At 61.3% G+C, this 21,053-nt stretch carries 25 protein-coding genes and 1 riboswitch; of the genes, 14 read left to right on the forward strand and 11 right to left on the reverse strand.

The window, feature by feature from the left end:
* Nucleotides 1–51: 51 nt before the first annotated feature.
* Nucleotides 52–699 carry a hypothetical protein gene (locus ACYVGC_RS22535; protein ID WP_460586094.1) on the forward strand — a complete coding sequence of 216 codons (648 nt, stop codon included), beginning with the start codon at nt 52–54 and terminating at the stop codon, nt 697–699.
* Here the strand turns inward: ACYVGC_RS22535 and ACYVGC_RS22540 are convergent.
* Nucleotides 682–1,914: an MFS transporter gene (locus ACYVGC_RS22540; protein WP_460586095.1), complete on the reverse strand. Its 1,233-nt coding sequence runs from the start codon at nt 1,912–1,914 to the stop codon at nt 682–684. The genes ACYVGC_RS22535 and ACYVGC_RS22540 overlap by 18 nt on opposite strands.
* Before the next feature lie 123 nt (nt 1,915–2,037).
* Nucleotides 2,038–2,802, reverse strand: a complete 765-nt coding sequence (locus tag ACYVGC_RS22545) for a TerC family protein (RefSeq protein ID WP_460586096.1) — start codon at nt 2,800–2,802, stop codon at nt 2,038–2,040.
* 132 nt (nt 2,803–2,934) lie between these two features.
* Between ACYVGC_RS22545 and ACYVGC_RS22550 the strand changes: the two genes are divergently transcribed.
* The 3 genes from ACYVGC_RS22550 (at nt 2,935) to ACYVGC_RS22560 (ending at nt 5,940) form a co-directional block, all read left to right on the forward strand.
* On the forward strand, nt 2,935–3,690 hold the full coding sequence (locus tag ACYVGC_RS22550) for a DUF3891 family protein (protein ID WP_460586097.1): 756 nt from the start codon (nt 2,935–2,937) through the stop codon (nt 3,688–3,690).
* Between the two features lie 145 nt (nt 3,691–3,835).
* A complete protein-coding gene (locus ACYVGC_RS22555) occupies nt 3,836–4,804 on the forward strand; it encodes a YihY/virulence factor BrkB family protein (protein ID WP_460586098.1) in 969 nt (322 codons plus the stop codon).
* A 221-nt stretch (nt 4,805–5,025) separates the two neighbouring features.
* Nucleotides 5,026–5,940 (forward strand): hypothetical protein, encoded by a 915-nt coding sequence (locus ACYVGC_RS22560; protein WP_460586099.1) that lies wholly within the window; start codon nt 5,026–5,028, stop codon nt 5,938–5,940.
* Nucleotides 5,941–5,947: 7 nt separating this feature from the next.
* On the opposite strand, the gene rlmN is transcribed toward ACYVGC_RS22560, so the two are convergent.
* Both rlmN and ACYVGC_RS22570 read right to left on the reverse strand, forming a co-directional pair.
* Nucleotides 5,948–7,021 carry a 23S rRNA (adenine(2503)-C(2))-methyltransferase RlmN gene (gene rlmN / locus ACYVGC_RS22565; protein ID WP_460586100.1) on the reverse strand — a complete coding sequence of 358 codons (1,074 nt, stop codon included), beginning with the start codon at nt 7,019–7,021 and terminating at the stop codon, nt 5,948–5,950.
* Nucleotides 7,022–7,081: 60 nt separating this feature from the next.
* A complete protein-coding gene (locus ACYVGC_RS22570; protein WP_460586101.1) occupies nt 7,082–7,528 on the reverse strand; it encodes a hypothetical protein in 447 nt (148 codons plus the stop codon).
* A 180-nt stretch (nt 7,529–7,708) separates the two neighbouring features.
* Nucleotides 7,709–7,806, forward strand: a riboswitch (TPP riboswitch).
* A gap of 80 nt (nt 7,807–7,886) precedes the next feature.
* On the opposite strand from ACYVGC_RS22570, the gene thiS reads away from it, so the two are divergent.
* The 6 genes from thiS (at nt 7,887) to thiH (ending at nt 13,563) form a co-directional block, all read left to right on the forward strand.
* Nucleotides 7,887–8,090, forward strand: coding sequence for a sulfur carrier protein ThiS (thiS, locus tag ACYVGC_RS22575; protein ID WP_460586102.1), 204 nt, complete (start codon nt 7,887–7,889; stop codon nt 8,088–8,090).
* A 103-nt stretch (nt 8,091–8,193) separates the two neighbouring features.
* A complete protein-coding gene (gene thiC, locus ACYVGC_RS22580; protein WP_460586103.1) occupies nt 8,194–10,071 on the forward strand; it encodes a phosphomethylpyrimidine synthase ThiC in 1,878 nt (625 codons plus the stop codon).
* 92 nt (nt 10,072–10,163) lie between these two features.
* Nucleotides 10,164–10,910 (forward strand): bifunctional hydroxymethylpyrimidine kinase/phosphomethylpyrimidine kinase, encoded by a 747-nt coding sequence (gene thiD, locus ACYVGC_RS22585; RefSeq protein ID WP_460586104.1) that lies wholly within the window; start codon nt 10,164–10,166, stop codon nt 10,908–10,910.
* Between the two features lie 4 nt (nt 10,911–10,914).
* Entirely contained in the window at nt 10,915–11,547 is a 633-nt protein-coding gene (locus tag ACYVGC_RS22590) for a thiamine phosphate synthase (protein WP_460586105.1), read from the forward strand.
* Nucleotides 11,544–12,317, forward strand: a complete 774-nt coding sequence (locus ACYVGC_RS22595; RefSeq protein WP_460586106.1) for a thiazole synthase — start codon at nt 11,544–11,546, stop codon at nt 12,315–12,317. Before ACYVGC_RS22590 ends, ACYVGC_RS22595 begins: the two co-directional genes overlap by 4 nt.
* A 136-nt stretch (nt 12,318–12,453) precedes the next feature.
* Nucleotides 12,454–13,563, forward strand: a complete 1,110-nt coding sequence (gene thiH / locus ACYVGC_RS22600) for a 2-iminoacetate synthase ThiH (protein ID WP_460586107.1) — start codon at nt 12,454–12,456, stop codon at nt 13,561–13,563.
* Here thiH and ACYVGC_RS22605 read toward each other — a convergent pair.
* Complete coding sequence (locus ACYVGC_RS22605) at nt 13,521–14,162, reverse strand: thiamine phosphate synthase (RefSeq protein ID WP_460586108.1); 642 nt, start codon at nt 14,160–14,162, stop codon at nt 13,521–13,523. The two genes, thiH and ACYVGC_RS22605, sit on opposite strands and share 43 nt — an antisense overlap.
* A gap of 7 nt (nt 14,163–14,169) precedes the next feature.
* Nucleotides 14,170–14,592 carry a thioesterase family protein gene (locus tag ACYVGC_RS22610; protein ID WP_460586109.1) on the reverse strand — a complete coding sequence of 141 codons (423 nt, stop codon included), beginning with the start codon at nt 14,590–14,592 and terminating at the stop codon, nt 14,170–14,172.
* A gap of 21 nt (nt 14,593–14,613) precedes the next feature.
* Between ACYVGC_RS22610 and mnmC2 the strand changes: the two genes are divergently transcribed.
* From mnmC2 to ACYVGC_RS22630, 4 genes are read left to right on the forward strand one after another with little or no spacing between them, the layout of a single operon-like run.
* A complete protein-coding gene (gene mnmC2, locus ACYVGC_RS22615) occupies nt 14,614–15,330 on the forward strand; it encodes a tRNA (5-methylaminomethyl-2-thiouridine)(34)-methyltransferase MnmD (protein WP_460586110.1) in 717 nt (238 codons plus the stop codon).
* A 27-nt stretch (nt 15,331–15,357) separates the two neighbouring features.
* Entirely contained in the window at nt 15,358–15,633 is a 276-nt protein-coding gene (locus tag ACYVGC_RS22620) for a hypothetical protein (RefSeq protein ID WP_460586111.1), read from the forward strand.
* Between the two features lie 10 nt (nt 15,634–15,643).
* Nucleotides 15,644–16,894, forward strand: a complete 1,251-nt coding sequence (locus ACYVGC_RS22625) for a DUF2157 domain-containing protein (protein WP_460586112.1) — start codon at nt 15,644–15,646, stop codon at nt 16,892–16,894.
* Between the two features lie 3 nt (nt 16,895–16,897).
* Nucleotides 16,898–17,446: a GDYXXLXY domain-containing protein gene (locus tag ACYVGC_RS22630; RefSeq protein WP_460586113.1), complete on the forward strand. Its 549-nt coding sequence runs from the start codon at nt 16,898–16,900 to the stop codon at nt 17,444–17,446.
* Here ACYVGC_RS22630 and ACYVGC_RS22635 read toward each other — a convergent pair.
* From ACYVGC_RS22635 to ACYVGC_RS22655, 5 genes are all read right to left on the reverse strand, one after another.
* Nucleotides 17,430–17,963, reverse strand: coding sequence for an ExbD/TolR family protein (locus tag ACYVGC_RS22635; protein ID WP_460586114.1), 534 nt, complete (start codon nt 17,961–17,963; stop codon nt 17,430–17,432). The two genes, ACYVGC_RS22630 and ACYVGC_RS22635, sit on opposite strands and share 17 nt — an antisense overlap.
* Nucleotides 17,964–18,060: 97 nt before the next feature.
* Nucleotides 18,061–18,654 (reverse strand): 5-formyltetrahydrofolate cyclo-ligase, encoded by a 594-nt coding sequence (locus ACYVGC_RS22640; RefSeq protein ID WP_460586115.1) that lies wholly within the window; start codon nt 18,652–18,654, stop codon nt 18,061–18,063.
* Between the two features lie 6 nt (nt 18,655–18,660).
* Nucleotides 18,661–19,545 (reverse strand): XAC2610-related protein, encoded by an 885-nt coding sequence (locus ACYVGC_RS22645; protein WP_460586116.1) that lies wholly within the window; start codon nt 19,543–19,545, stop codon nt 18,661–18,663.
* Between the two features lie 10 nt (nt 19,546–19,555).
* Nucleotides 19,556–20,425, reverse strand: coding sequence for a carboxypeptidase-like regulatory domain-containing protein (locus ACYVGC_RS22650; protein WP_460586117.1), 870 nt, complete (start codon nt 20,423–20,425; stop codon nt 19,556–19,558).
* An 83-nt stretch (nt 20,426–20,508) separates the two neighbouring features.
* Nucleotides 20,509–20,973 (reverse strand): hypothetical protein, encoded by a 465-nt coding sequence (locus ACYVGC_RS22655; protein ID WP_460586118.1) that lies wholly within the window; start codon nt 20,971–20,973, stop codon nt 20,509–20,511.
* Between the last annotated feature and the right edge of the window lie 80 nt (nt 20,974–21,053).

A 21,053-nucleotide genomic window follows, 5' to 3' on the forward strand; every position in this document is an offset into this window, starting at 1 on the left:
GTTTACTAGCTGGTTTTTCTGCTTCCATGACAAGGGAAAGTTACTTTCGCCGTGTCCATTTTTACCCGACCACCTCAATGGCACGCGCTAACAGAAATGGCACGGAAGGCAACAAGAGCAAAATTTTTAGTAGGATTATTAGGCGAGTCGCCCAACGATACGGCCTCGGTGCAAGCGTTGCTGCGGCAGCGCTACGATGACCGGGTGCAATTTGTAGTGCTCAGCCCAGAAGTAACGGGCGACAACTTGGAAGACCCTAAATCACAAGTTGCTATCCGCATTTACTATCGCATAACAAAGCCGGATTTAGTCATTATTACGCGTGACTTAGATGCTCCGGCAACCAACCGTGCCAAGCAACTGAAGCGAAAAGAGTTTTTTAATCGCTTGAATCGGGGTTTAGAAGGAAAATGCCTTTTCCTTTTAAATATTCAGGCAATGGAAGCACTGATAATCTCTCATATTGCGGCATTCAACGCACGTTACGGTTACGTTTGCGAAGTGCCTGCTGACCCGACGACCATAGCTGACCCTGTCACTTTTCTTAAAAAGGCTACTCCGGCTGGCCGGCCCAGGTACGACGAAGGACATTGTGCTTCTCTATTAGCCGCCGTCGATTATGATACTGTGCTAACCAACTGCCGCTACTTCGCCGAGTTCGACCAGGAGTTTGCCCGACGCTTACCTACTCAAGCTTAGCGCTGGCAGCCTCTTCAGTCTTTTCTGACCACCCCGCCAGAATACCCCCACCACCACCAGGCCCGCCAACGCTTGCAGCAGCACCGTGTGGGGCGCCCCCAGGTGCCGGGCCAGCCAGCCCACCAGCAGGCTGCCTAGCGGCTGCACGCCCTGAAAGGCCATCACGTAGTAGCTCAGCACCCGGCCGCGCATGTGGTCGGCTACGTTGGTTTGGATAAAGGTATTGGTGCCCGCTATAAAAAGCATCATGCCCGTGCCACCCAACATATTAAACACCAAAGCAATACCAAGCACCGGGCTAAGCGCAAACCCCAGCATAGCCACGCAAAAGCCCAGCGCCGCCCAGCTGATAAGCCGGCTTTGGTGGCCCCCGGCGGGGCGCGAGGCTAGGTACAGCGCCCCGCCCAGCGCCCCCAACCCCGCCACACTGTTGAGCCAGCCAAACATACCCGCCGCCCCGTGAAATACGTCACGCGCAAACACCGGCAGCAGCGTGCCAAACGGCATGACGCAGAAGGCGATGCCGGCCATGAGCAGGATTTGGTGGCGCAGGGCGGGAGCCTGACGCAGGTAGGCCCAGCCTTCGCGCAGGCCTTCCCAGGCCCCGGGGCGATGGGCGCGGGCCGGGCGCGGCACGATGCGCATGAGCAGCAGCGAGGCAATTACGGCCCCGAAGCTGAACGCATTCACCACAAAGCACGGGCCCGGCCCGAAGTACGTGAGCAGCAGCCCCGCCACGGCCGGCCCCAGCAGCCGGGCCACGTTCACCATGGTCGAGTTGAGGGCGATGGCGTTGGAGAGATGCGTGGGGTCATCGACCAACTCGACAATGAGCGACTGCCGGGCCGGAATATCGAAGGCATTGATGGTGCCCAGCACCAGACTCAGGCCCGCCACGGCCCAGGTATTATAGTAGCCGCTCAGCACCAGCCCCGCCAGCAGCGTGGCCTGCACAAAAGAGGCCACCTGCGTAATGAGCAGCACCCGGTAGCGGCTGTAGCGGTCGGCCACCGTGCCACCATACGGGGCCAGCAGCAGCGTCGGAATCTGGCCCGCAAACATGACTACGCCCAGCAGCACGCTCGAATGCGTAGCCGAGTATACGAGCCAGCTCACGGCCAGCCGCTGCATCCAGGTGCCAATGAGCGACACGGATTGCCCGGCGTAGTACAGGCGAAAATTGCGGTGGGCGAGCGAGCGAAAAGCGGTAATCAATTAATAGTCAACGAGTAGTAGACATCGGCGGCAATGCCCGTTCAGTAAAGCAACAAACCGGCCACGCCCCCTAAACAGGAATAACTCAAACCCGGTTGCTCATTACTTATTGGCGATAATGCATTACCGCCCGCCCAGGCGACGCGGCCAGCCCAGCAGCCGCGAGGTGAGCAGCGGCACCCCAAACGTGGCAATGGTGAGCACCGTGAGGCCCACGTCGGCGGCCTCGCTGGCCAGAAACTGGCTCACCGGGTGGCCGGGCGCAAAGTGCTCGAGCAGCGAGAGCACCAGTTTGAGCCCCAGGATGCCGATGACCACGAAGGCCGCCGTTTCCAGAAACGGGTACTTGCCCATGAGCCCCACAAACGCCTGCGCCACCAGCCGCATGGCCAGTATGCCGATGAACACGCCCACCACAATGAGAATCAGGTTGTTGCTGAAAGCCACCACCGCAAATACGTTGTCGATGGAGAAGGCAATGTCCATAAGTTCAATCACGGCCACGGTGGCCCAGAAGGGGCCCAGCAGCCCCAGCGTGCGGCGGTAGAGCCAGCTTTTCTGCTTGTCGGGCGCATCATCGTCGGTGGGGCGCGTGGCCCGGAAGTAGTCCACGGTGAGGTACAGCAGGTAGAGGCCGCCCAGCGGCTTCAGAAACCAGAAGCCCACCAGGTAGGAGGCAAAAATCAGGCACAGGCCCCGAAAAAAGTACGCCCCGAAGATGCCGTAGCGCAGCGCCTGCTTACGGCGCTCGCGGGGCAGGTCGCTCACCAGGGTAGCCAACACGGCGGCATTGTCTACCGAAAGCAGGCTTTCAATAATGATGAGGTTACCTACCACCGCCAGCGAGGGCAGCGGGTGCGCGAGGATGTCTTGCAGTTGGGCGTACATTGGCAGGTGAATGCGGAATTTGGAGGGAAAGAAGAAAAATTGTTGACCATTCAACAGTTACTCCTTTGCCGGTGCATTCTTATTTAGCGTAAAGCGGACCCAAAACTGCGACAAAATACCGAGAACCCGCGCATGATAGTCAACCCAACCCCCACCGGCTGGCAAGTAATTTACCAACAGGCCCATGCCTTGCTGGCCGCGCAGCTGGCCTGGCACTGGGCCCCCTTTTTATCGGCCGACCGCTGGGTGGGCCTGCTGGCCGCCACGGCGCAGCACGACGACGAGCAGGCCGCCTGGCACGGGCGCGGTGGCCACCACGGCCTCACGCCCGCCGGCGCCCCGGCCAATTTTACACAGCAGCCGTTTTCGCTGGAGCAGGCCGAAGGCGTGCTGCACGCGGCGCGCTTCCAGGGGCGCTGGCGCAGCTTACTTACTAGCCTGCACCTGAGCACGTTGTACGAGCCACTGCGTGATAGCAAACCCGAGCTGGTTGACTTTTTGGACGAGCTGCGCGCCCGCCAAACCCGCTGGATGAAGGAGCTGCACCTCGACAAAGTGCAAACCCACCAAGCCTACCACCTGCTGCACTGGTGTGACCGTCTCTCGCTCATTCTGTGCCGCAACGAACTGCCCGAAATGGGCCGCGCCGTCGAAATCTACCCCGACCCGCTGGGCAACGGCCACCGCACGGCGCACCTAGTGCGGCAGCCCGGCGGCCCCGGTACGCCGGTAGTCGTCAGCCCCTGGCCCTTTGCCGATAAAGAGCTGGTAGTAAGCGTAGAAGCCCAGCAATTGCACCAACTCCGGTTTCGCGACGATGCCGAGCTGGCGGCGGCGCTGCACTTTGGCCCCACCCAAACGCTGTGCTGGATATTACAGCCGAGCTAAGTTATTTTTTCGTGCATTTTTCGGGCAAAAATTCGGGCGGGCCGTATTGGAGATAAGTACTTACTCCCGAGCGGCCCGCTGCCGCGCCTGGCAGCTGGCTAGGCTCCGGTGCTGGCCGCTACGCTCGCTATTTCCGCTTTTGCTCATGACGCAGTATAAGTTTTCCGATATCCTCACCATTGTCAAAACCTCGGCTACCGAGTTTACCACCAACAACTCGTTTCGGCACGCGGCGGCGCTGTCGTACTACACTATCTTCTCGCTGCCGCCGCTTTTGCTCATCGTCATCACGCTGGCCAGCTCGGTGTACGGGGGTGAGGCCCTCACCGGCCAGATATACAGCCAACTTAAGGGCCTGGTAGGGGCCGACTCGGCTAAGTTCCTGCAAGACAGCATTGCGCAGTTCACCTTGCAGCAGAAAACGGGCCTGGCCACCGCCATCGGCTTGGGTACGCTGGTATTTGCCGCCACCACGTTTTTCGTTACGCTGCAAGAAAGCATCAACGACATCTGGAACCTGAAGGTCAAAACGGAGGGCATCGGTATTTGGGATTTTGTGCGGCAGCGGCTACTCTCGTTCGGGCTTATCCTGAGCGTGGCCTTATTACTACTCATCTCCTTTGTAGTGAGTGCATTGCTGGGCGTTTTTACGGGCTACTTGCAGAGGCTGCTACCCGAAATCGGCCTCATTGCTATCAAGCTGGTCGATTTTGTATTATCACTGGTTATCACCACGTTGCTGTTTGGGTTGATTTATCGGTTTTTGCCCGATGCCATCATTCGCTGGCGCGACGTGGGCATTGGGGCGTTTATTACGGCCTCGCTATTTATTCTAGGTAAGTATTTGATTTCCTTTTACATAGCAAAGGCCAACCCTGGCTCGGCCTTTGGGGCGGCGGGCTCGGCCATCGTGCTGCTGGTCTGGATTAACTACTCGTCGCTCATCATCTTTTTCGGGGCCGAGTTCACCCAGGAGTTTGCCGATGCCTTTGGGCAGCGCATTCAGCCTAAGGCCCACGCCGTGCGCGTGGAAATGCGCGAGATACCAACTGGCGAGTCGGAAGGCGAAAAAGCCAGTGGCCGCCCGCCCAGCACCGGCAGCTGGAACGGGTAAAAAGCCTAATTGGCAAGCAATTGTAAAGTCCTTTTTAAGCAGACAGATTCAGCCAGACAAATAGCTAATAATTAGTGATTTATCAAACAAAAAGCTGAATGGGTCAACCAGCATAATCAGAAAACCAGCGTCTGACATTACGCAAAATCTACTTGCAAAGGGGGCCCTACCTGCGGGCATCTTTGCACAGGCAGCCAGCCACTTACCGGCCGCCTCAGGTTATGCGTTTTCGTCTATTTTTGGGGGCCGCCGGTGTGCTGCTGGCCCACCTGGCTGCGGCGCAGCAGTCGGCATTGCCCACTGCGCCGTCCGTTGCGGTAGTGCCTTCTGGCCCGGTGCCGCCCGGCGGGCAAGTGGGCCAGCGCTACCGGGTAGTCCAGCGCACGGGCCCGGCCTTCGTAGGCCGGCTGGTGGGGGCCACCGCCCAAACGCTCACCTTTGAAATCAAGAACCAGGGGGCCGTGACGGTAGCCCGCGCCGACCTGAGCGAGCTAGTGGAAAACCCATCGGAGGAGAAGCCGGCTAAGCTGCCCTACGACTACGTGGGCAATGGTACCCACCTGTACCTGTTTCCCACGGCTCGCAACCTATATCGGGGGGAAGCCGAAATTCAGCTTACCGACTTTTACCTGCTGAGTGCTAACTACGGGGTAACCAACAACTTATCAGTGGGGCTAACGGTACCCCTCTCGATAGGAAACGATTATTTCTTGGCCCTGACTCCCAAGTTTAGCGTGCCGGTGGCCGATAAGCTCCGCGTGGGCGCGGGGGCGCTGCTTGGGTTTGGCAAACTCGATGAAAACCAGCTGCGGGGCGGAGGAATCGGCTACGGACTAGCCACCTACGGCACCGCCAACACCAGCCTGACGCTGGGGCTGGGCTACGCGGTATTGCCAAAAAGCCTTGATAATTCGCCCTTGCTCGTAGTAGGCGGCACTATTCGGGTGGCGCGGCGGGTATTTTTAACGGATGAAACTTACGTTGTGCGCGGCTACACTACTTCCATCCTGGGCGTGCGCCTGGCCGGCCCGCAGCTGAGTGTGGGGGCGGGCGTACTCTACGGCCCCCTCCTCTACGATATTTATTTCCCGCTGCCGCACCTAGACGTCACCTACCGCTTCGGCAAGGCGAAGTAGCCGGGGGCTAAGCAGCCTCGGCCTTCTCCTTATTGGCCAGTTGGCCGCAGGCCGCGTCAATGTCCTTGCCCCGGCTGCGGCGGATGTTGGTTTGCACGCCGCGGTCGGCCAGGTACTTGTGGAAGGCCGTGATTTTGTCGGCCTCCGCGTTCTGGTAAGCGGCGTTTTCGATGGGGTTGTACTCGATAAGGTTAATCTTGCAGGGCAGCCACTTGCTGATGATGTAGAGCTCAGCGGCGTCTTGCAGGGTATCGTTAAAGCCATCGAACACAATGTATTCGTAGGTCACTTTGCGGCCCGTTTTCTCGTGGTAGTATTGCAGCGCCTCCTTGAGGGCGGCCAGCGAGTTGGCCTCGTTGATGGGCATTATCTCGTTGCGCTTCACGTCGTTGGGGGCGTGCAGGCTCAGGGCGAGGTTGGCCTTGATGTCGTCGTCGGCCAGCTTCTTTATCATCTTGGCGATGCCCGCCGTGCTGATGGTGATGCGGCGCGGGGCCATGTTGAGGCCATCGGGCGCGGTGATGCGGCGCACGCTTTCCACCACGTTGGCGTAGTTGAGCAGCGGCTCGCCCATGCCCATGTACACAATGTTGGTGAGCGGCGTACCGTACTGAGCCTCACACTGTTCGCGGATGCGCACCACCTGGTCGTATATCTCGGCCGCGTCGAGGTTGCGCTTGCGGTCCATGTAGCCGGTGGCGCAAAACTTGCACGTGAGCGAGCAGCCCACCTGCGAGCTGATGCAGGCCGTCATGCGCGTGTCGTGCGGAATGAGCACGCCCTCCACAATGTTGCCATCGTGCAGCCGGAAGGCCGACTTGATGGTACCATCGTTCGAGAGCTGCTGGTTTTGCACGGCCACGCCGTTTATCACGAAGTTTGCGGCCAGCAACTCGCGGGTAGCCAGCGAGATGTTGTTCATTTCCTCGAACGAGCCGGCCGTGTTTTTCCACAGCCATTCCGTCACCTGCTTGGCGCGGAAAGGCTTTTCGCCATTCGCCACCATAAACGCCTTGAGGTCGTCGGGCGAGGTTTTGCGGATGTCGCGTTTAGCGGGGGCGAGTTCGAGTTCCAGTAACATAGTGCAAAAATACAACGGGTCAAGGGTTTGGGTTCCTTGAGCCTAGAAAGTATGGGCTATTTACAATGCTTCAAACAACTTTACTGTGAGTTTTACTGTCACACAGCGGCCATTTTGACTACCGGGCTTGGCTCTGGCTAGTTTGCGAGCTGCTGCTACAATTGCGGCTTCGCACCCAGCCGGTAGCTCGGGCAAGGTGCGTTTAGCAGTTTGGCTTCCACTAGTTTCTGCCTTGTTCCAACTCATCGCATCATAAATAACGCCACTAGGCCCCACTATCAACTGCACAAGTACCGGGCGACCAGGAGTAGCACAACTAGTGCCATTGCTGGCCACTGAAAACTCTCGTCGTAAGTCGGCTGTGAGCGCTACCAGACCACCACCCGGATAGACGGGCATGCGCTCAACGAATATGTACACCTTGCTTGAATCGCTGGGTATGCGCTGTGCCGTGGCGGGCAGAGCAAAGTATAGTAGTGCTACTAGAAAATAAATCAGGTGTTTCATAAACAATAAGGTTAGTGCTCATGGTAGATGCCCATGACACTAATAATGCATAATCGGCCAAGCATTAGTTGTGAATAGATGGCTTTCTTAATCAAGACTTAGTAGGTTTATGTTGAATAAAATTCCGGCAAAAGCAGCCTAACTCAGCCAACGCTTAGCTCCCGCCGCCTACCTTCGCCGCATAAACTTTAGGGGTGCTTTGCGCAAGCAAGGCTGAGACGATACCCTCCGAACCTGAACCAGATAATGCTGGCGAAGGGAAAAGTACTGGTCCGCCCGCGGCTGCCTTTTGGGGCGTGCCGTGGCCGGCGCCGCCTAGTGTTTATGGCCTGCCCTTGTCCCAACTAACGCTAGTTGCATGGTTTGCTACGTAAACAATTCTGAGCACGAAGCCGCTGATAATCAGGGGCTAGCCGATTTGCTCGCCGCCCTGGGCCATACCCAGACGCGTGGCCTCGCCGTGGCCATCAACGACGTGGTGGTGCCCCGCGCCGAGTGGGCCAGCCACGCCGTGCAGCCCCACGACCGCCTCACCCTCATCCGCGCCACGCAGGGCGGGTAATCTCAATTATCATTTATTAGTGAACAGTGAGCAATTGCTTGCGTCGCATAAATAATTGATAATCAAATAATTGTGAACCGGTACCCACCACTCATTTTTTCAGATGAAGCAAAAAGACCACGCCCCCCAGCAGACGCTGGTGGAGCGCCAGCCGCTCACGGGCTCGCGCAAGATTTACGTGCCGGGTAAGCTGCACCCGCACATTCGGGTGGCAATGCGCGAAATTGTGCTGGCCGATACCGAGCGCAAGTTCGATTTTGGGTTTCCGTCGGAGCCGAACGCGCCCGTGACGGTGTACGACACTAGCGGGCCCTATACCGACCCGAACGTCGAAATTGAACTCAAAAAAGGGCTGCCGCGCCTGCGCAAAAGCTGGATACTCGGGCGCGGCGATGTGGAGCAGCTCGCCGGCACTACCTCGGACTACGGCCAGCAGCGCGCCGCCGATAACAGTCTGGACCACTTGCGCTTCGAGCACATTGCCACGCCGCTGCGCGCCAAGGCTGGGGCCAACGTCAGCCAAATGCACTACGCCAAGCAGGGGATTATCACGCCCGAGATGGAGTACATCGCCATCCGCGAGAACCAGCGCTTCGACGAGTTACCCGCCGATGACCCGCTGCGCACGCAGCACCGCGGCCACAGCTTCGGGGCCAATACGCCGGAAGGGCACATTACGGCCGAGTTTGTGCGGCAGGAAGTGGCGGCCGGGCGGGCGGTTATCCCCAGCAACATCAACCACCCGGAGAGCGAGCCGATGATTATCGGGCGCAATTTTCTGGTGAAAATCAATACCAATATCGGCAACTCGGCCGTAACCTCATCCATTGAGCAAGAGGTAGATAAGGCCGTGTGGAGTTGCCGCTGGGGCGGCGACACGCTCATGGACCTCAGCACCGGCAAGAACATCCACGAAACCCGCGAGTGGATTATTCGCAACTGCCCGGTGCCGGTGGGTACGGTGCCCATCTACCAGGCCCTGGAGAAGGTGAACGGCAAGGCCGAGGACCTCACCTGGGAGCTGTTCAGAGACACGCTCATCGAGCAGGCCGAGCAGGGCGTGGACTACTTCACGATTCACGCGGGCGTGCTGTTGCGCTACGTGCCTCTGACGGCCAAGCGCGTGACTGGCATTGTGTCGCGCGGGGGCTCCATTATGGCCAAGTGGTGCCTGGCGCACCACCGGGAGAGCTTTCTGTACACGCACTTCGAGGAGATTTGTGAGATAATGAAGGCCTACGACGTGGCCTTCTCTTTGGGCGATGGCCTGCGCCCCGGCTCCATTGCCGACGCCAACGACGAGGCGCAGTTTGCCGAGCTGGAAACCCTGGGTGAGCTCACCAAAATAGCCTGGGCCCACGACGTGCAGGTGATGATAGAAGGTCCCGGCCACGTGCCCATGCACCTCATTAAAGAGAACATGGACAAGCAGTTGCGCGAGTGCCACGAGGCGCCCTTCTACACCCTGGGGCCGCTGACGACGGACATTGCCCCGGGCTACGACCACATCACCTCGGCCATTGGCGCGGCCATGATTGGGTGGTTTGGCACCGCCATGCTCTGCTACGTGACGCCCAAGGAGCACCTGGGCCTGCCCAACAAGCAGGACGTGAAGGATGGCGTAATTGCCTACAAGATAGCCGCCCACGCCGCCGACCTCGCCAAGGGCCACCCCGGCGCACAGTATCGCGACAACGCTCTGAGTAAGGCCCGCTTCGAGTTTCGCTGGGAAGACCAGTTCAACCTGAGCCTCGACCCCGACACGGCCCGCGAATACCACGACGAAACCCTGCCCGCCGAAGGGGCCAAGGTGGCGCACTTCTGCTCGATGTGCGGCCCGCACTTCTGCTCCATGAAAATCACGCAGGAAGTGCGCGACTACGCGGCCAAGCAGGACCTCACGGCGGCGCAGGTATTGACGGAGGGGCTACGCGAGAAGTCGCGCGAGTTCGTGGCCCAGGGCAGCGAGATTTATCTGTGAGGTAGCGTGGACTCTGCGAGTCCGCGCGTGTGAACGATTTGCGAGAACTACCCACGCGCGGACTCACAGAGTCCACGCTACCTCCTTTGCCTATGCGCCCCTACGCCCTCACCATTGCCGGCTTCGACCCCAGCGCCGGGGCCGGCGCGCTGGCCGACGTCAAGACGCTGGAAGCCAGCGGCGTGTATGGCCTGGCCGCCTGCACCGCCCTCACGGTGCAGAACGACGTAACGTTTGAGCGCGTGAGCTGGGTGCCGCTGGCCGACATCCAAGCCCAAGTTCGGCTGCTACTAGCACGGTTTGCCGTTGGCTTCGTCAAAATCGGCTTAACGGAGAGCCTGCCTGTTTTACTGGAGCTAATCAGCTGGCTAAAAGCGCATAACCCGGCCATCCAAATCGTCTGGGACCCGGTGCTGAAGGCCACGGCCGGCTACGAGTTTCACGCCCGGCCCGCAGCAGAGCTGCTGCAAGCTATCTGCCGGGAGCTGGCCCTCATCACGCCCAACCGGCCCGAGGCGCTGCGCCTACTGCCCGCCGCTACCCCCGAGGAGGCGGCCGAAACACTGGCTGCCTGGTGCCCGGTGCTGCTGAAGGGCGGCCACGCCAAGGGCGCGCTAGCCACCGATGTGCTGCGGACGGGCAACGCCCGCCACGAATTTTCGGCCCCGCGCCTACTCCACGGAGCCAAGCACGGCAGCGGCTGCGTGCTGTCGGCGGCAGTGCTGGGCCGGCTGGCGCTGGGCAACGACTTGCCCAGTGCCTGCCGAGCAGGCAAGGCATATGCCGCCGCGTTTTTGGGTAGCAACGATACGCTGCTGGGCTACCACTTTGGCAATTAATAACATGAAAATCAGCAACCTGCATTACATCACCACCAATGCCCAGGCGGCCGAGCTGGCCTGCCGGGGCGGCGTACGCTGGGTGCAGCTACGGGTAAAAAACCTGCCCGCTGCCGAGTGGCGGCAACGTGCCCTGGCTACGCAGGCTGTGTGCCGCCACCACGGGGCCACGCTCATTATCAACGATAACCCGGCGCTGGCCCTCGAAATTGGGGCCGACGGGGTGCACCTGGGCCAGCAGGATATGCCGCCCACCGAGGCGCGCACGCTGCTGGGGCCAGGCTTTATCATCGGCGGCACGGCCAACACGTTTGCCGACATCGAGGCGCTGGTGGCGGCCGGCGTGGAGTACATCGGCCTGGGCCCGTTTCGCTTCACGGCTACCAAAGAAAAGCTGAGCCCGATTTTGGGCCTGGCGGGCTACACCGAGTTGTTGGCGCAGTGCCGGGCGGGCGGCCATACGGTGCCCATTGTGGGCATTGGTGGGGTGGAGCTAGCCGATATGGCGGCGCTGCGGGCCACGGGCCTGCACGGCGTAGCCGTGGCGGGCGCCATCGGCCACGCCGCCGACCCCATGGCCACAGCCGCGCTTTTTATAGCCGAAGCAGCTGATAACTACTACGTAACAACCGCATGAAAACGCAATCGCTAGTAATTGCCGGCCGCACCTTCACCTCACGCCTGTTCACGGGCACGGGCAAGTTCAGCTCGTCGGCGCTGATGGAGGAGGCCCTGCTGGCCTCCGGCTCGGAGCTGGTGACGGTGGCCCTCAAACGGGTGGACGTAACCAACGCCGATGACGATATCCTGCGTCACCTGGGCCACCCGCAGTTCAGCCTGCTGCCCAATACCTCGGGGGTGCGCACGGCGCGCGAGGCTGTGTTTGCCGCGCAGCTCGCCCGCGAGGCGCTCGAAACCAACTGGCTCAAGCTCGAAATTCACCCCGACCCCAAGTACCTGCTGCCCGACCCCATCGAAACCCTGCGCGCCGCCGAGGAGCTGGTGAAGCTGGGCTTCGTAGTGCTGCCCTACATCCACGCCGACCCGGTGCTGTGCAAGCGCCTGGAAGAAGTGGGCGTGGCCGCCGTGATGCCGCTCGGCTCCCCCATCGGCTCCAATAAAGGCTTACTAACCAGAGATTTCCTGGAAATAATAATTGGCCAGAGCCGGGTGCCGGTGGTGATTGATGCGGGCCTGGGCGCGCCCTCGCACGCCGCCGCCGCCCTGGAAATGGGGGCCGACGCGGTGCTCGTGAACACGGCCATTGCCGTGGCCGGGCAGCCGGTAGCGATGGCTACGGCTTTTAAAATGGCCGTGGAGGCTGGCCGGCTGGCCTACGAGGCGCGGCTGGCCGCGCCGGTAGCCGAGGCGGTGGCCAGCTCGCCGCTCACGGCTTTTTTGGATTGATTATCAATCGCTTGTCATTGCGAGCGCAACGCAGTGGAGCGCGGCAATCGCACCCGAACGAAGAACAAACGACGATGTGCTGGTGCGATTGCCGCGCTCCACTGCGTTGCGCTCGCAATGACAAATTTTCTCAGTTATGAGCTTCCGCCCCGTTTTTGAGGCCCACCCCTGGGAGGAGGTGAAGGCCAGCATCTACGCCAAAACCAGCGCCGACGTGGCCCGCGCCCTGGCCGCGCCGCGCCGCACCCTGGACGATTTCAAGGCCCTAATTTCGCCCGCCGCCGCGCCCTTTCTGGAGCAAATGGCGCAGCTCAGCCACCGGCGCACGCGCCAACGCTTTGGCAACACCATGCAGCTGTATGCGCCGCTCTACCTCAGCAACGAATGCCAGAATATCTGCACATACTGCGGCTTTAGCCTAGATAATAAAATAGCCCGCCGCACCCTCAGTAGCGTGGAAATGCTGGCCGAGGCAGCCGTACTCAAAAACTGGGGCTACGACCACGTGCTGCTCGTAACCGGCGAGGCCAACCAGACCGTGGGCGTCGATTATCTGGAAAAAGCCCTGCACACGCTGCGCCCGCACTTTGCCCAGCTGTCGATGGAAGTGCAGCCGCTCGACCAGGCCGACTACGAGCGCCTCCTCCCCGCGGGCCTGCATACGGTGCTCGTGTACCAGGAAACCTACCACCAGGACGATTACAAAAAGCACCACCCCAAGGGCAAAAAGTCGAACTTCCACTACCGCCTCGACACGCCTGACCGGCTGGGCCGGGCCGGCATCCACAAGCTGGGGCTGGGCGTGCTCATCGGCCTCGAAGACTGGCGCACCGACTGCTTCTACACCGCGCTCCACCTTGATTACCTGGAGAGTACGTACTGGCAAACCCGGTACAGCCTTTCCTTCCCGCGCCTGCGGCCGGCCGAGGGCCTGCTGCAACCCAAGGTGGAGATGAGCAACCGCGAGCTGGTGCAGCTCATTTGCGCGTACCGGCTGCTCAATGAGGAGGTCGAGCTATCGCTCTCGACCCGCGAGACGCCGGCCTTCCGCGACCAGGCTATTAAGCTGGGAATCACCAGTATCAGCGCGGGCTCGAAGACCAACCCCGGCGGCTACGCCGTGGCCCCCGAGTCGCTGGAGCAGTTCGAGATTTCGGATGAGCGCAGCCCCGCCGAGGTGGCCGCCATGCTGCGCCGCCAGGGCTACGAGCCAGTGTGGAAGGACTGGGACGCAGCACTGGCGTAGCCCGCCAGCTGCTGCCATGCCCTTACCGGGTCGGCGCTGCCCCACACGCAGCCCAGCACAGCCGCGCCCGCAAAGCCCGCTTCTTGTACCAGGCTAATATTCTGACTATCAACACCGCCCAGCGCCAGCACCTGCGGCCGGTAGCCCGCCCGGCCAGCCAGCTTTTGCAAAAAAGCCCGCACCTCAGTTAACTCAAAAGCCCGTGCGTAGCCCACCTTGCTGATGCTGTCGAAAATGGGGCTCAGAAACACGTAGTCGTAGCGCCGCCGGTGCCGGCTGATTTCGGCCAGTGAGTGAAACGACGTGGAGAGGGTTTGCCCCGGCAGCAGCGCCGGGCGGCGGGCGGTGGCCAACCGCCCGGCAGTGGTAAGGTGCAACCCATCAAGCTGATAGCTACGCACCAGCTCGGGGTGGCCGTGCAGCACCAGGCGCGCCCGAAACTGCGGCGGCAGCGCTTCGATGAGCGCGGCTACCTGGCCGGCCGGCCAGCCGGGCTTGCGCAGGTGCAGGCGGGGCACGCCCTGCGCCAGCAGCTCGGTGAGCAGGCGGGGCTCGTTGGGCAGGGCCGTGGGGGCCGTAATAAGTAGCAGGCGAAACATAGACCGCTTAGCCGACTTGGGCCGCTAGCTCGGGCGGCAGCGGCCGCAGCTTGCGGGTGGTGTAGTCGAAGCAGAGCATCCCGGTTTTAGCGCGGGCCACTTCTTTATTAATCTGATTTTTAACCTGATACATAATATCAAACCCGTACTTATTGGGGTCGTTGGCGGCCAGCGCGATGGTGAGCACGTCGCCGTGAAACGCTTCGGCCTTGTACTCAATCGCCACATCAACCAGGATGAAGCCTTGCCGGGTGGTAGGGTCAAACTCGGCCGCGCCTATGTGGGCCAAAAACTGCACCCGCGCCTCGTGCAGGAGGCTCAGCAGCGCGTCGTTGCCGAGGTGCGCGCCGTAGTTGAGGTCGGTGATGCGAACGGGAATCGTCACCGCGAAGCCAAAGCTGGCGGGCAAACTTACTTTTACGCGGGGCATCTTTTCAGTGAATAAGTAGCAATGAGCAGTGAGCAATCCGACTACGCGTCAAAAATAGAGGTGCGCGCCACCGCCGACGGCTCGCCCACGCTCTACGTGCCGGCCCTCGATGAGCACTACCACAGTACGCACGGCGCGGCGCAGGAGTCGCGCCACGTGTTTATTGAGGCGGGACTAGCGCCACTGCTGGCAGCAGGGCTAGGGCATCCAGACGAGGGGCCGCTACACATTTTGGAGGTGGGCCTCGGCACCGGCCTCAACGCACTGCTAACACTGGAAGTGGCTAGGGTAGCCAAAGCTATAATTGACTACGACGGTTACGAGACTATTCCTTTGCCACTCACCGTCATGGCTGCACTAGCACCACAATGGGATTATAGTATAGCACTCAAATCAGCCTTTAAACAATTACATGCGGCTCCCTGGAACATGATGCTAGAAATTGATGAAACGCTCTTTCTAACTAAGATTCAACAACCAGTGCAACAGTCTGACTTAGGCACTGACCTATATAACCTCATCTACTTCGACGCCTTTGCCCCCGAAAAACAGCCCGAGCTGTGGACCGAAGCCGTATTTGCCAAAATCTACGCCGCCGCCGCGCCCGGCGCGGTGCTGGTGAGCTACTGCGCGCAGGGCCAGTTTCGGCGCAACCTGCGGGCCGCGGGCTGGCTTACCGAAAAACTGCCCGGCCCGCCCGGTAAGCGCGAAATGACCCGCGCCCGTAAACCATTTTAACTATTTGTCATTCTTAATCTTAGCTTTATGCCTGCTTCTTCCCCCATCGAAATTTATTGCCCGGCCTGCCAGTGGGAGCCCGATGGCGGGGCGCATTGGCAGTGCCGCTGCGGCCACGTCTGGAATACGTTTGAGACGGCGGGCACCTGCCCCAAGTGCCACTACCGCTGGGTTGTGACCACATGCCCGCCCCGGCCGGGCGGCTGCGGCGTCACGTCGGCGCACATCGACTGGTACCACGGCCTTGATGCGCTGGTAGAAGAGCTGGTGGAAGCGGCGATACCCACGCAAGTGGTCGTTTAGTACCCCTAGCATGAGCCGTAAATTTCTCGAAACCGAAAGCCCGGCCTGGGTTAGCGAGGGCCTCATCAGCGAGGACCAGCGCCAGCGCCTGCTGGTCCGCTACCCGCCCGAGCTGGTGCAGGCGGTGGGCTTGTTGCCGCTGTTGGGCAGCATACTGGTGGGGCTGAGCGCGCTGAGCGTGGTGGCCGCCAACTGGCAGAGCCTGCCCACCGCCGTGCGGCTGGGGCTGCTGCTGGGGAGCATGCTGGCGGCCTACGCGGCCGGCGAATACTTCCTCCGGCGCGGCAACCGGCGGGTGGGCCACGGCCTGCTGGGTTTGGGTTTGGTGCTATTCGGGGCCGGCATTATCCTTACTAGCCAGCTCTACCAGCTGGTGGGCTACGATGTGAGCGGCTTGCTGGCGTGGGTGGTAGCAGGCGTGCTGCTCAGTTATTTATATGATAGCCAGAGCCTTGTGCTACTACCCATAGTCATTGGGGCGGCGGTGCAGACGTACTGCACCCAGGCGCTGGGCACGTTCAGCTACGCTACCGTGGCGCTGGTGGCGCTGGGCAGCGGCTACCGCTGGTGGCGCCGGCCCGACCCGCTGGTGGCCACCATCCTGGCCTTGGGGCTGCTGTGGCAGGCGGCGCTGTGGGTGGCGCTCAGCCACGCCAAAATCACTTGGTTTTTTATTCCGGCCATGCTCGTGTACGCGGCCGGCGACTGGCACCGCGACCGTGCCGCCGGCCGCGCCCTGCAAGGGCCGCCGCTGGTAGCGGCCTATTTATTTGCGTTGGGCCTGGCGCTGTTTGGCGAAACCGACCAGTACGCCGGGCTGCTGCGGCCGCCGGTGCTGGCCTACCTGGGGGCGCTGGCGGTGGTGTTTGGGCTGTCGGTGGCGGGCAAGCGGGCGCGGGGCATTTTGGGTAGCTTGCCCGATTGGCTGTTGCTGCTGCCGGGCTTTTACCTGCCGGGCGGTCTGCCGCTAGCCATTGCCACGCTGGTGGTGCTGTATGCCCACGCTGGCTCGGTGCTGGCCCGCGCTCACCGCTCGGGCGAGGCGGGGCAATTAACGTTGGGCACGGTGCTGTTTGTGGTGGCTACCATGGTGGCGTATTTCAAATTGACCTGGGCTTTTCTGGATAAGTCGCTGTTCTTCTTAATTGGCGGCGTGCTGCTGCTGAGCTTGAGCTGGTATCTGCGCCGCCGCAATGCCCAGCGGCTGGCGGCCGGCGCGGCCGCCGTCACGGCCACCCCCGAAGCTCCTAAACCAGCGTAACCTATGCTCACGCGCACTTCTCCTTCGCACCGAATGCTGCTGCGCCTGCTCGTGGCGGCGCAGGTGCTCTACGTGCTGGGCGTGGCCGGGGCCGGCTACGCCACCACGGCCTACGGCCAGCATATCTGGCTGAGCACCAGCCCCGTCGATTTGCACGGCTTGCAGTACGAAAGCTTCGTGCGCCTGCGCTACACCGCCGCCGCGGCCCCGCTCACGGCCTGGCACGGCGCGGGCCCGCCCCAGCGCCGGCAGTCGGTGTACGTGCTGCTGAACGCGGTGCCGGACCCCGACAGCCTCGCCACCGTGGCTGGCGTCTACGACAAAACCCTGAGCCCCGGCGCGGGCCAGGCCGTGCTGCGCGGCTGGGTTACCGACGTGTACCCGCGCACCCTGGGCCTGCGCTACAACCTGGAGCGCTACTACGTGCCCGGCGACAGCCCCCTGCGCCTGGGCAAAACCAGCCCCGCGGTGCGCGTGCGCGTCAGCATCGCGCCTTGGGGCCAGGCCCGCATCGAGCGCGTAGAGCTCCTGCGGGCTACTGCCGCTCGCTAGGGGGCAGCAGCTGGCGGTCGGCGGCCGTGAGGTCGGTGAGGGCATATTTCGTCTGGCCAGTGATATTCATCTCGTCCAGAATATCCACCATGTCGCTGTACTTGGCTTTGGGGCCGGCTTTGATAAGCACCATAGGCCCAGGCTTCTGGCGACCCCGCGCCAGCAGCGCCTGCCGAATACCATGCGGTCCAAAATCGGTGGTGTGCAGCGTAGGCACTGCCACGCTCGGGTCGGCGGGCGCGTTTAGCCCAAAGTAGTAAAACACCCGGTGCCCCGCACCCAGCACAATGGTCATGGCACGCGACGCTCGCAGGGGCTCGTTCTGGTCAGCTGACTGCGGTTTCACTGGCATGGTGAGCTGCATCACGCGGGGCTTTGCGAAGGTGGTGGTCAGCATAAAGAATGTGAGCAGCAGAAACGCCAGGTCCACCATCGGCGTCATGTCGAGGCGAAAGTTGTGCTTGCGGACGCGCGGTTTTTTGCCGGCTTTAGGGGCGGGTTGGTCAATGGCAGCCATCAGGATAGGGGATTGGGGATTGGGAATGAGGCCGATGCCCGCGCCGCGCCTCCGCAGCGCTACCACAAGCAGCAGCTACCCGACTGATGCCCCGCCGTTAGAAATTCCACACGCCGCCCGGCGTAATAAGGGCGTGCAGCGGTACGTCGGTGGGCAGCACGTCGGCCAGCGCGGGCACCGGCGCACCCTCCAGTAAGCTCAGGCCGATGAAAACCGCCCCGGGCCGGCACTGGGTCAGAAACCGGTCGTAGAAGCCCCCGCCGTAGCCCACGCGCTGGCCCTGCTGGTCGCAGGCCAGCAGCGGCACCAGCACCGCATCGAGCTGCGCGGGCAGCACCTCGGTGGCCGGGTCGGGGGCGGGCTCCGGAATACCCCAGCGGTTGAGCAGCAACGGCGTGCTGGCAGTTAACGCGTAGTGCTTCAACGAAATACCGTCTGCCTGCACTACGGGTGCGGCCAGGCGCAGGACGGGCCACTCGGCCCAGAGACGGCGAATCAGCAACCAGGTATCGGGCTCGTTTTTGCGGGCCAGCGGCAAAAAAACGTGCAGCCAGCGCCACGCACCCACCGGAAACTGCGCTACCAGCTGGTCGCGGAGCTGCGCGCTGCGCTGGGCTACGTCGGCGGGTAGCAGGGCTTGGCGGCGGGCCAAGGCGGCGCGGCGCAGGGCGGCTTTGGTGAGCGGCTGCATAGCGGGTTATTGGCAGGCGCTGAAGGGCCGCTCCACCAAGGTTTGCTTTTTCTCGTCCCAGCGGTAGCAGTGGCGGGCTAGGGCTACCAGCTTGTTATTCACCACCTTATACTCCACGTTGGTTACCGAAGAGCCGGCGCAGCAGGAATTATGCTCGTACACGCGGCGCTTCTTGGCATCAAATTCCAGCGACGTACCCGTGTAGCTGCTGGCTACGTACCGCTTTTTGGCGGGGTCATACAGGTAGTAGAGGCTGGAGGTATTGGGCCCCGCGTAGCTGCTCTCAAATACCGAAAAATCGGGCAGACCGTCGAAGTTGTAGTCGCCCACCGTCACGCTGTAAATACCCATCGGCTGGCCCTCCAACGTCAGGTGTTGCAGCACGCGGCTGGTTTTTTTCTCCACCAGGTTCAGCCCACTCACAGCCCCGTCGTCCTCCCCTTTTCCGTTACCCAGCACCACTTTGAAATAGCTGTTCGGCAGGCTCTCAGCTTGCAGCAGCCCAAGGCCGGCTTCACCAGCCGCCACTGCGGCGCGCTGCGTAAGCACCACCGGCAATTGCCGGCCAGTAGCTAGGCTGCGCCAGGTGCCGGTGAGCTGGTGAGCCCCCGCCGCAAAGGCCGGAATGGTGAGCGTGGCGGTGGGCTTGCCATAAGCATCCGGCTCGGTGAGGGTGAGCGCACCCTGCTTTAGCCGGCCGCTGAGCTTAATCGGCGTGCCGATTTTAGTATACAAATAGACTCCCACCGGCTGGTTGTCGTCCACCGAGTTCAGGGCCAGCTCGATGGAGGCCGTGCCCACCGTGCCCACGTAGGCGGCCTGGCCCACGGCCGCAGTGGCGGAGCCGGCCAGCAGTCCGGCAACACTCAGAAGCTGAAAATAGCTCTTCATAGACTCGGTATTAATCCTGCACGGTAGCGTAAAAACTCACCTTGGGCTGCATGCCGGCCAGCACAGCCCCGGCCGAGAGGCGCTCCCAGGCATCCTGGCTCACGGCCCGGTAGTAAATGTCGTTGTTGGCGTAGCCCAGACCCGCTGAAAAGGCAAAGTCCTTGTGGGGCGTCACGGCGCTGGAGCCGGCAACCCATTCCACAGCCAGAAAGAAATCGTCATCTAACAACAGCTTATCGCTGGTTAAGTCAATGATAATCGGACCTTTACTAGTAGCCGGCGTGGTGCGCACCACCACTTCACGGCGCAGCAGCTTGTCATCGCTCGGCTTGCCATTGGCCCGCAGGCGGTAGATATTAACGCGAAAGGCGAAGTCGCTCCCGTGGTTGTAGGCCACGTTGAACTTGACGTTGAGCACCCGGCTCGGCGCGTGCTTGAGGTGGATGATGGTGCCGATTTCGGCCCCCAGGTCCTTGGCATTGCTCACCGTGAGCGTGGTCGTTTCGGAGTCACCGTCGAAGCCCAGCGTGCGCGTGCGCCGGAGCGTGTTGGTGCCCGCCACCCGCACTTCGGCCAGCGCCACGGCGGCCGCGGTGAGGGCCACCGCCGGCTGGGCCCGCAGCTGCCGCAGCGTGAGCAGGCGCGGCTGGTAGCCCAGGTACGACACCCGCACGGTATCATTGGCCAGGCTTTCCTGAAACGCTAAGCCGTACTGCCCCTGCTCGTTGCTGACGGTGCCCAGCGCCTTGCCCACCACGCCGATGTTCACAAACGGCAGCGGCTGCCCGGTGCGGGCATCCGTCACGCGCCCAGTTATGGGTTGGGCACCGGCCGCGACGACCAGCAACCAGAAAAACACGAGCAGCGAATAGCGAAACATAGCCACAAAGAAAGAGCCCAGCGCCGGGGCGGCGCTAGGCTCTGGTAGATGCGGGGTGGCGGTTATCGGTTGCCTCTAGCAACTTACTTTACTACTACTTGGGCTTTGGCTTTACTCAAACGGCAGTCCAAATCATCGACTAATTGCTGCCAATGAGCAATAGCATTAGCCGTGATGATGCCGCCATTTTTTCCACGCAAAGAAGGATGCAAACGCTGGTTGTGCGACCAATTTTTATCATTGTCTTTATCCCGTTCGGCTTTAGAGTCAGGAGTAGTTCGATTAAGCCAGTAGCGCAACTCACGGACATAATCGGTAAGCTTTTCTCCCAAATAATCTACTATGGCTTCGGACGTAGCAGGTATATAGCCAGGGCCGCTACAGCCACATGAGTGGTAGGTGATACCCACAGAATATAAATTACACAAGTGATGCCAAGCCTTTACATCATCTTTAGACGGCGATTCAAAGTCAAGGCCCATGCTCGCCGTTAGTTGCCCGCATTCCGGACACTTAGCAGCTATTGATTCTGTTTCGTCGCGCGCCACGTCGTGTAGGAGTCGGCGTTTAAATGTCTTACGACAAGTAAAGCAAGCATAGTGCGATTTATAAGCAGTCATAGCGTAGC

The organism is Hymenobacter arcticus (genome assembly GCF_054779975.1).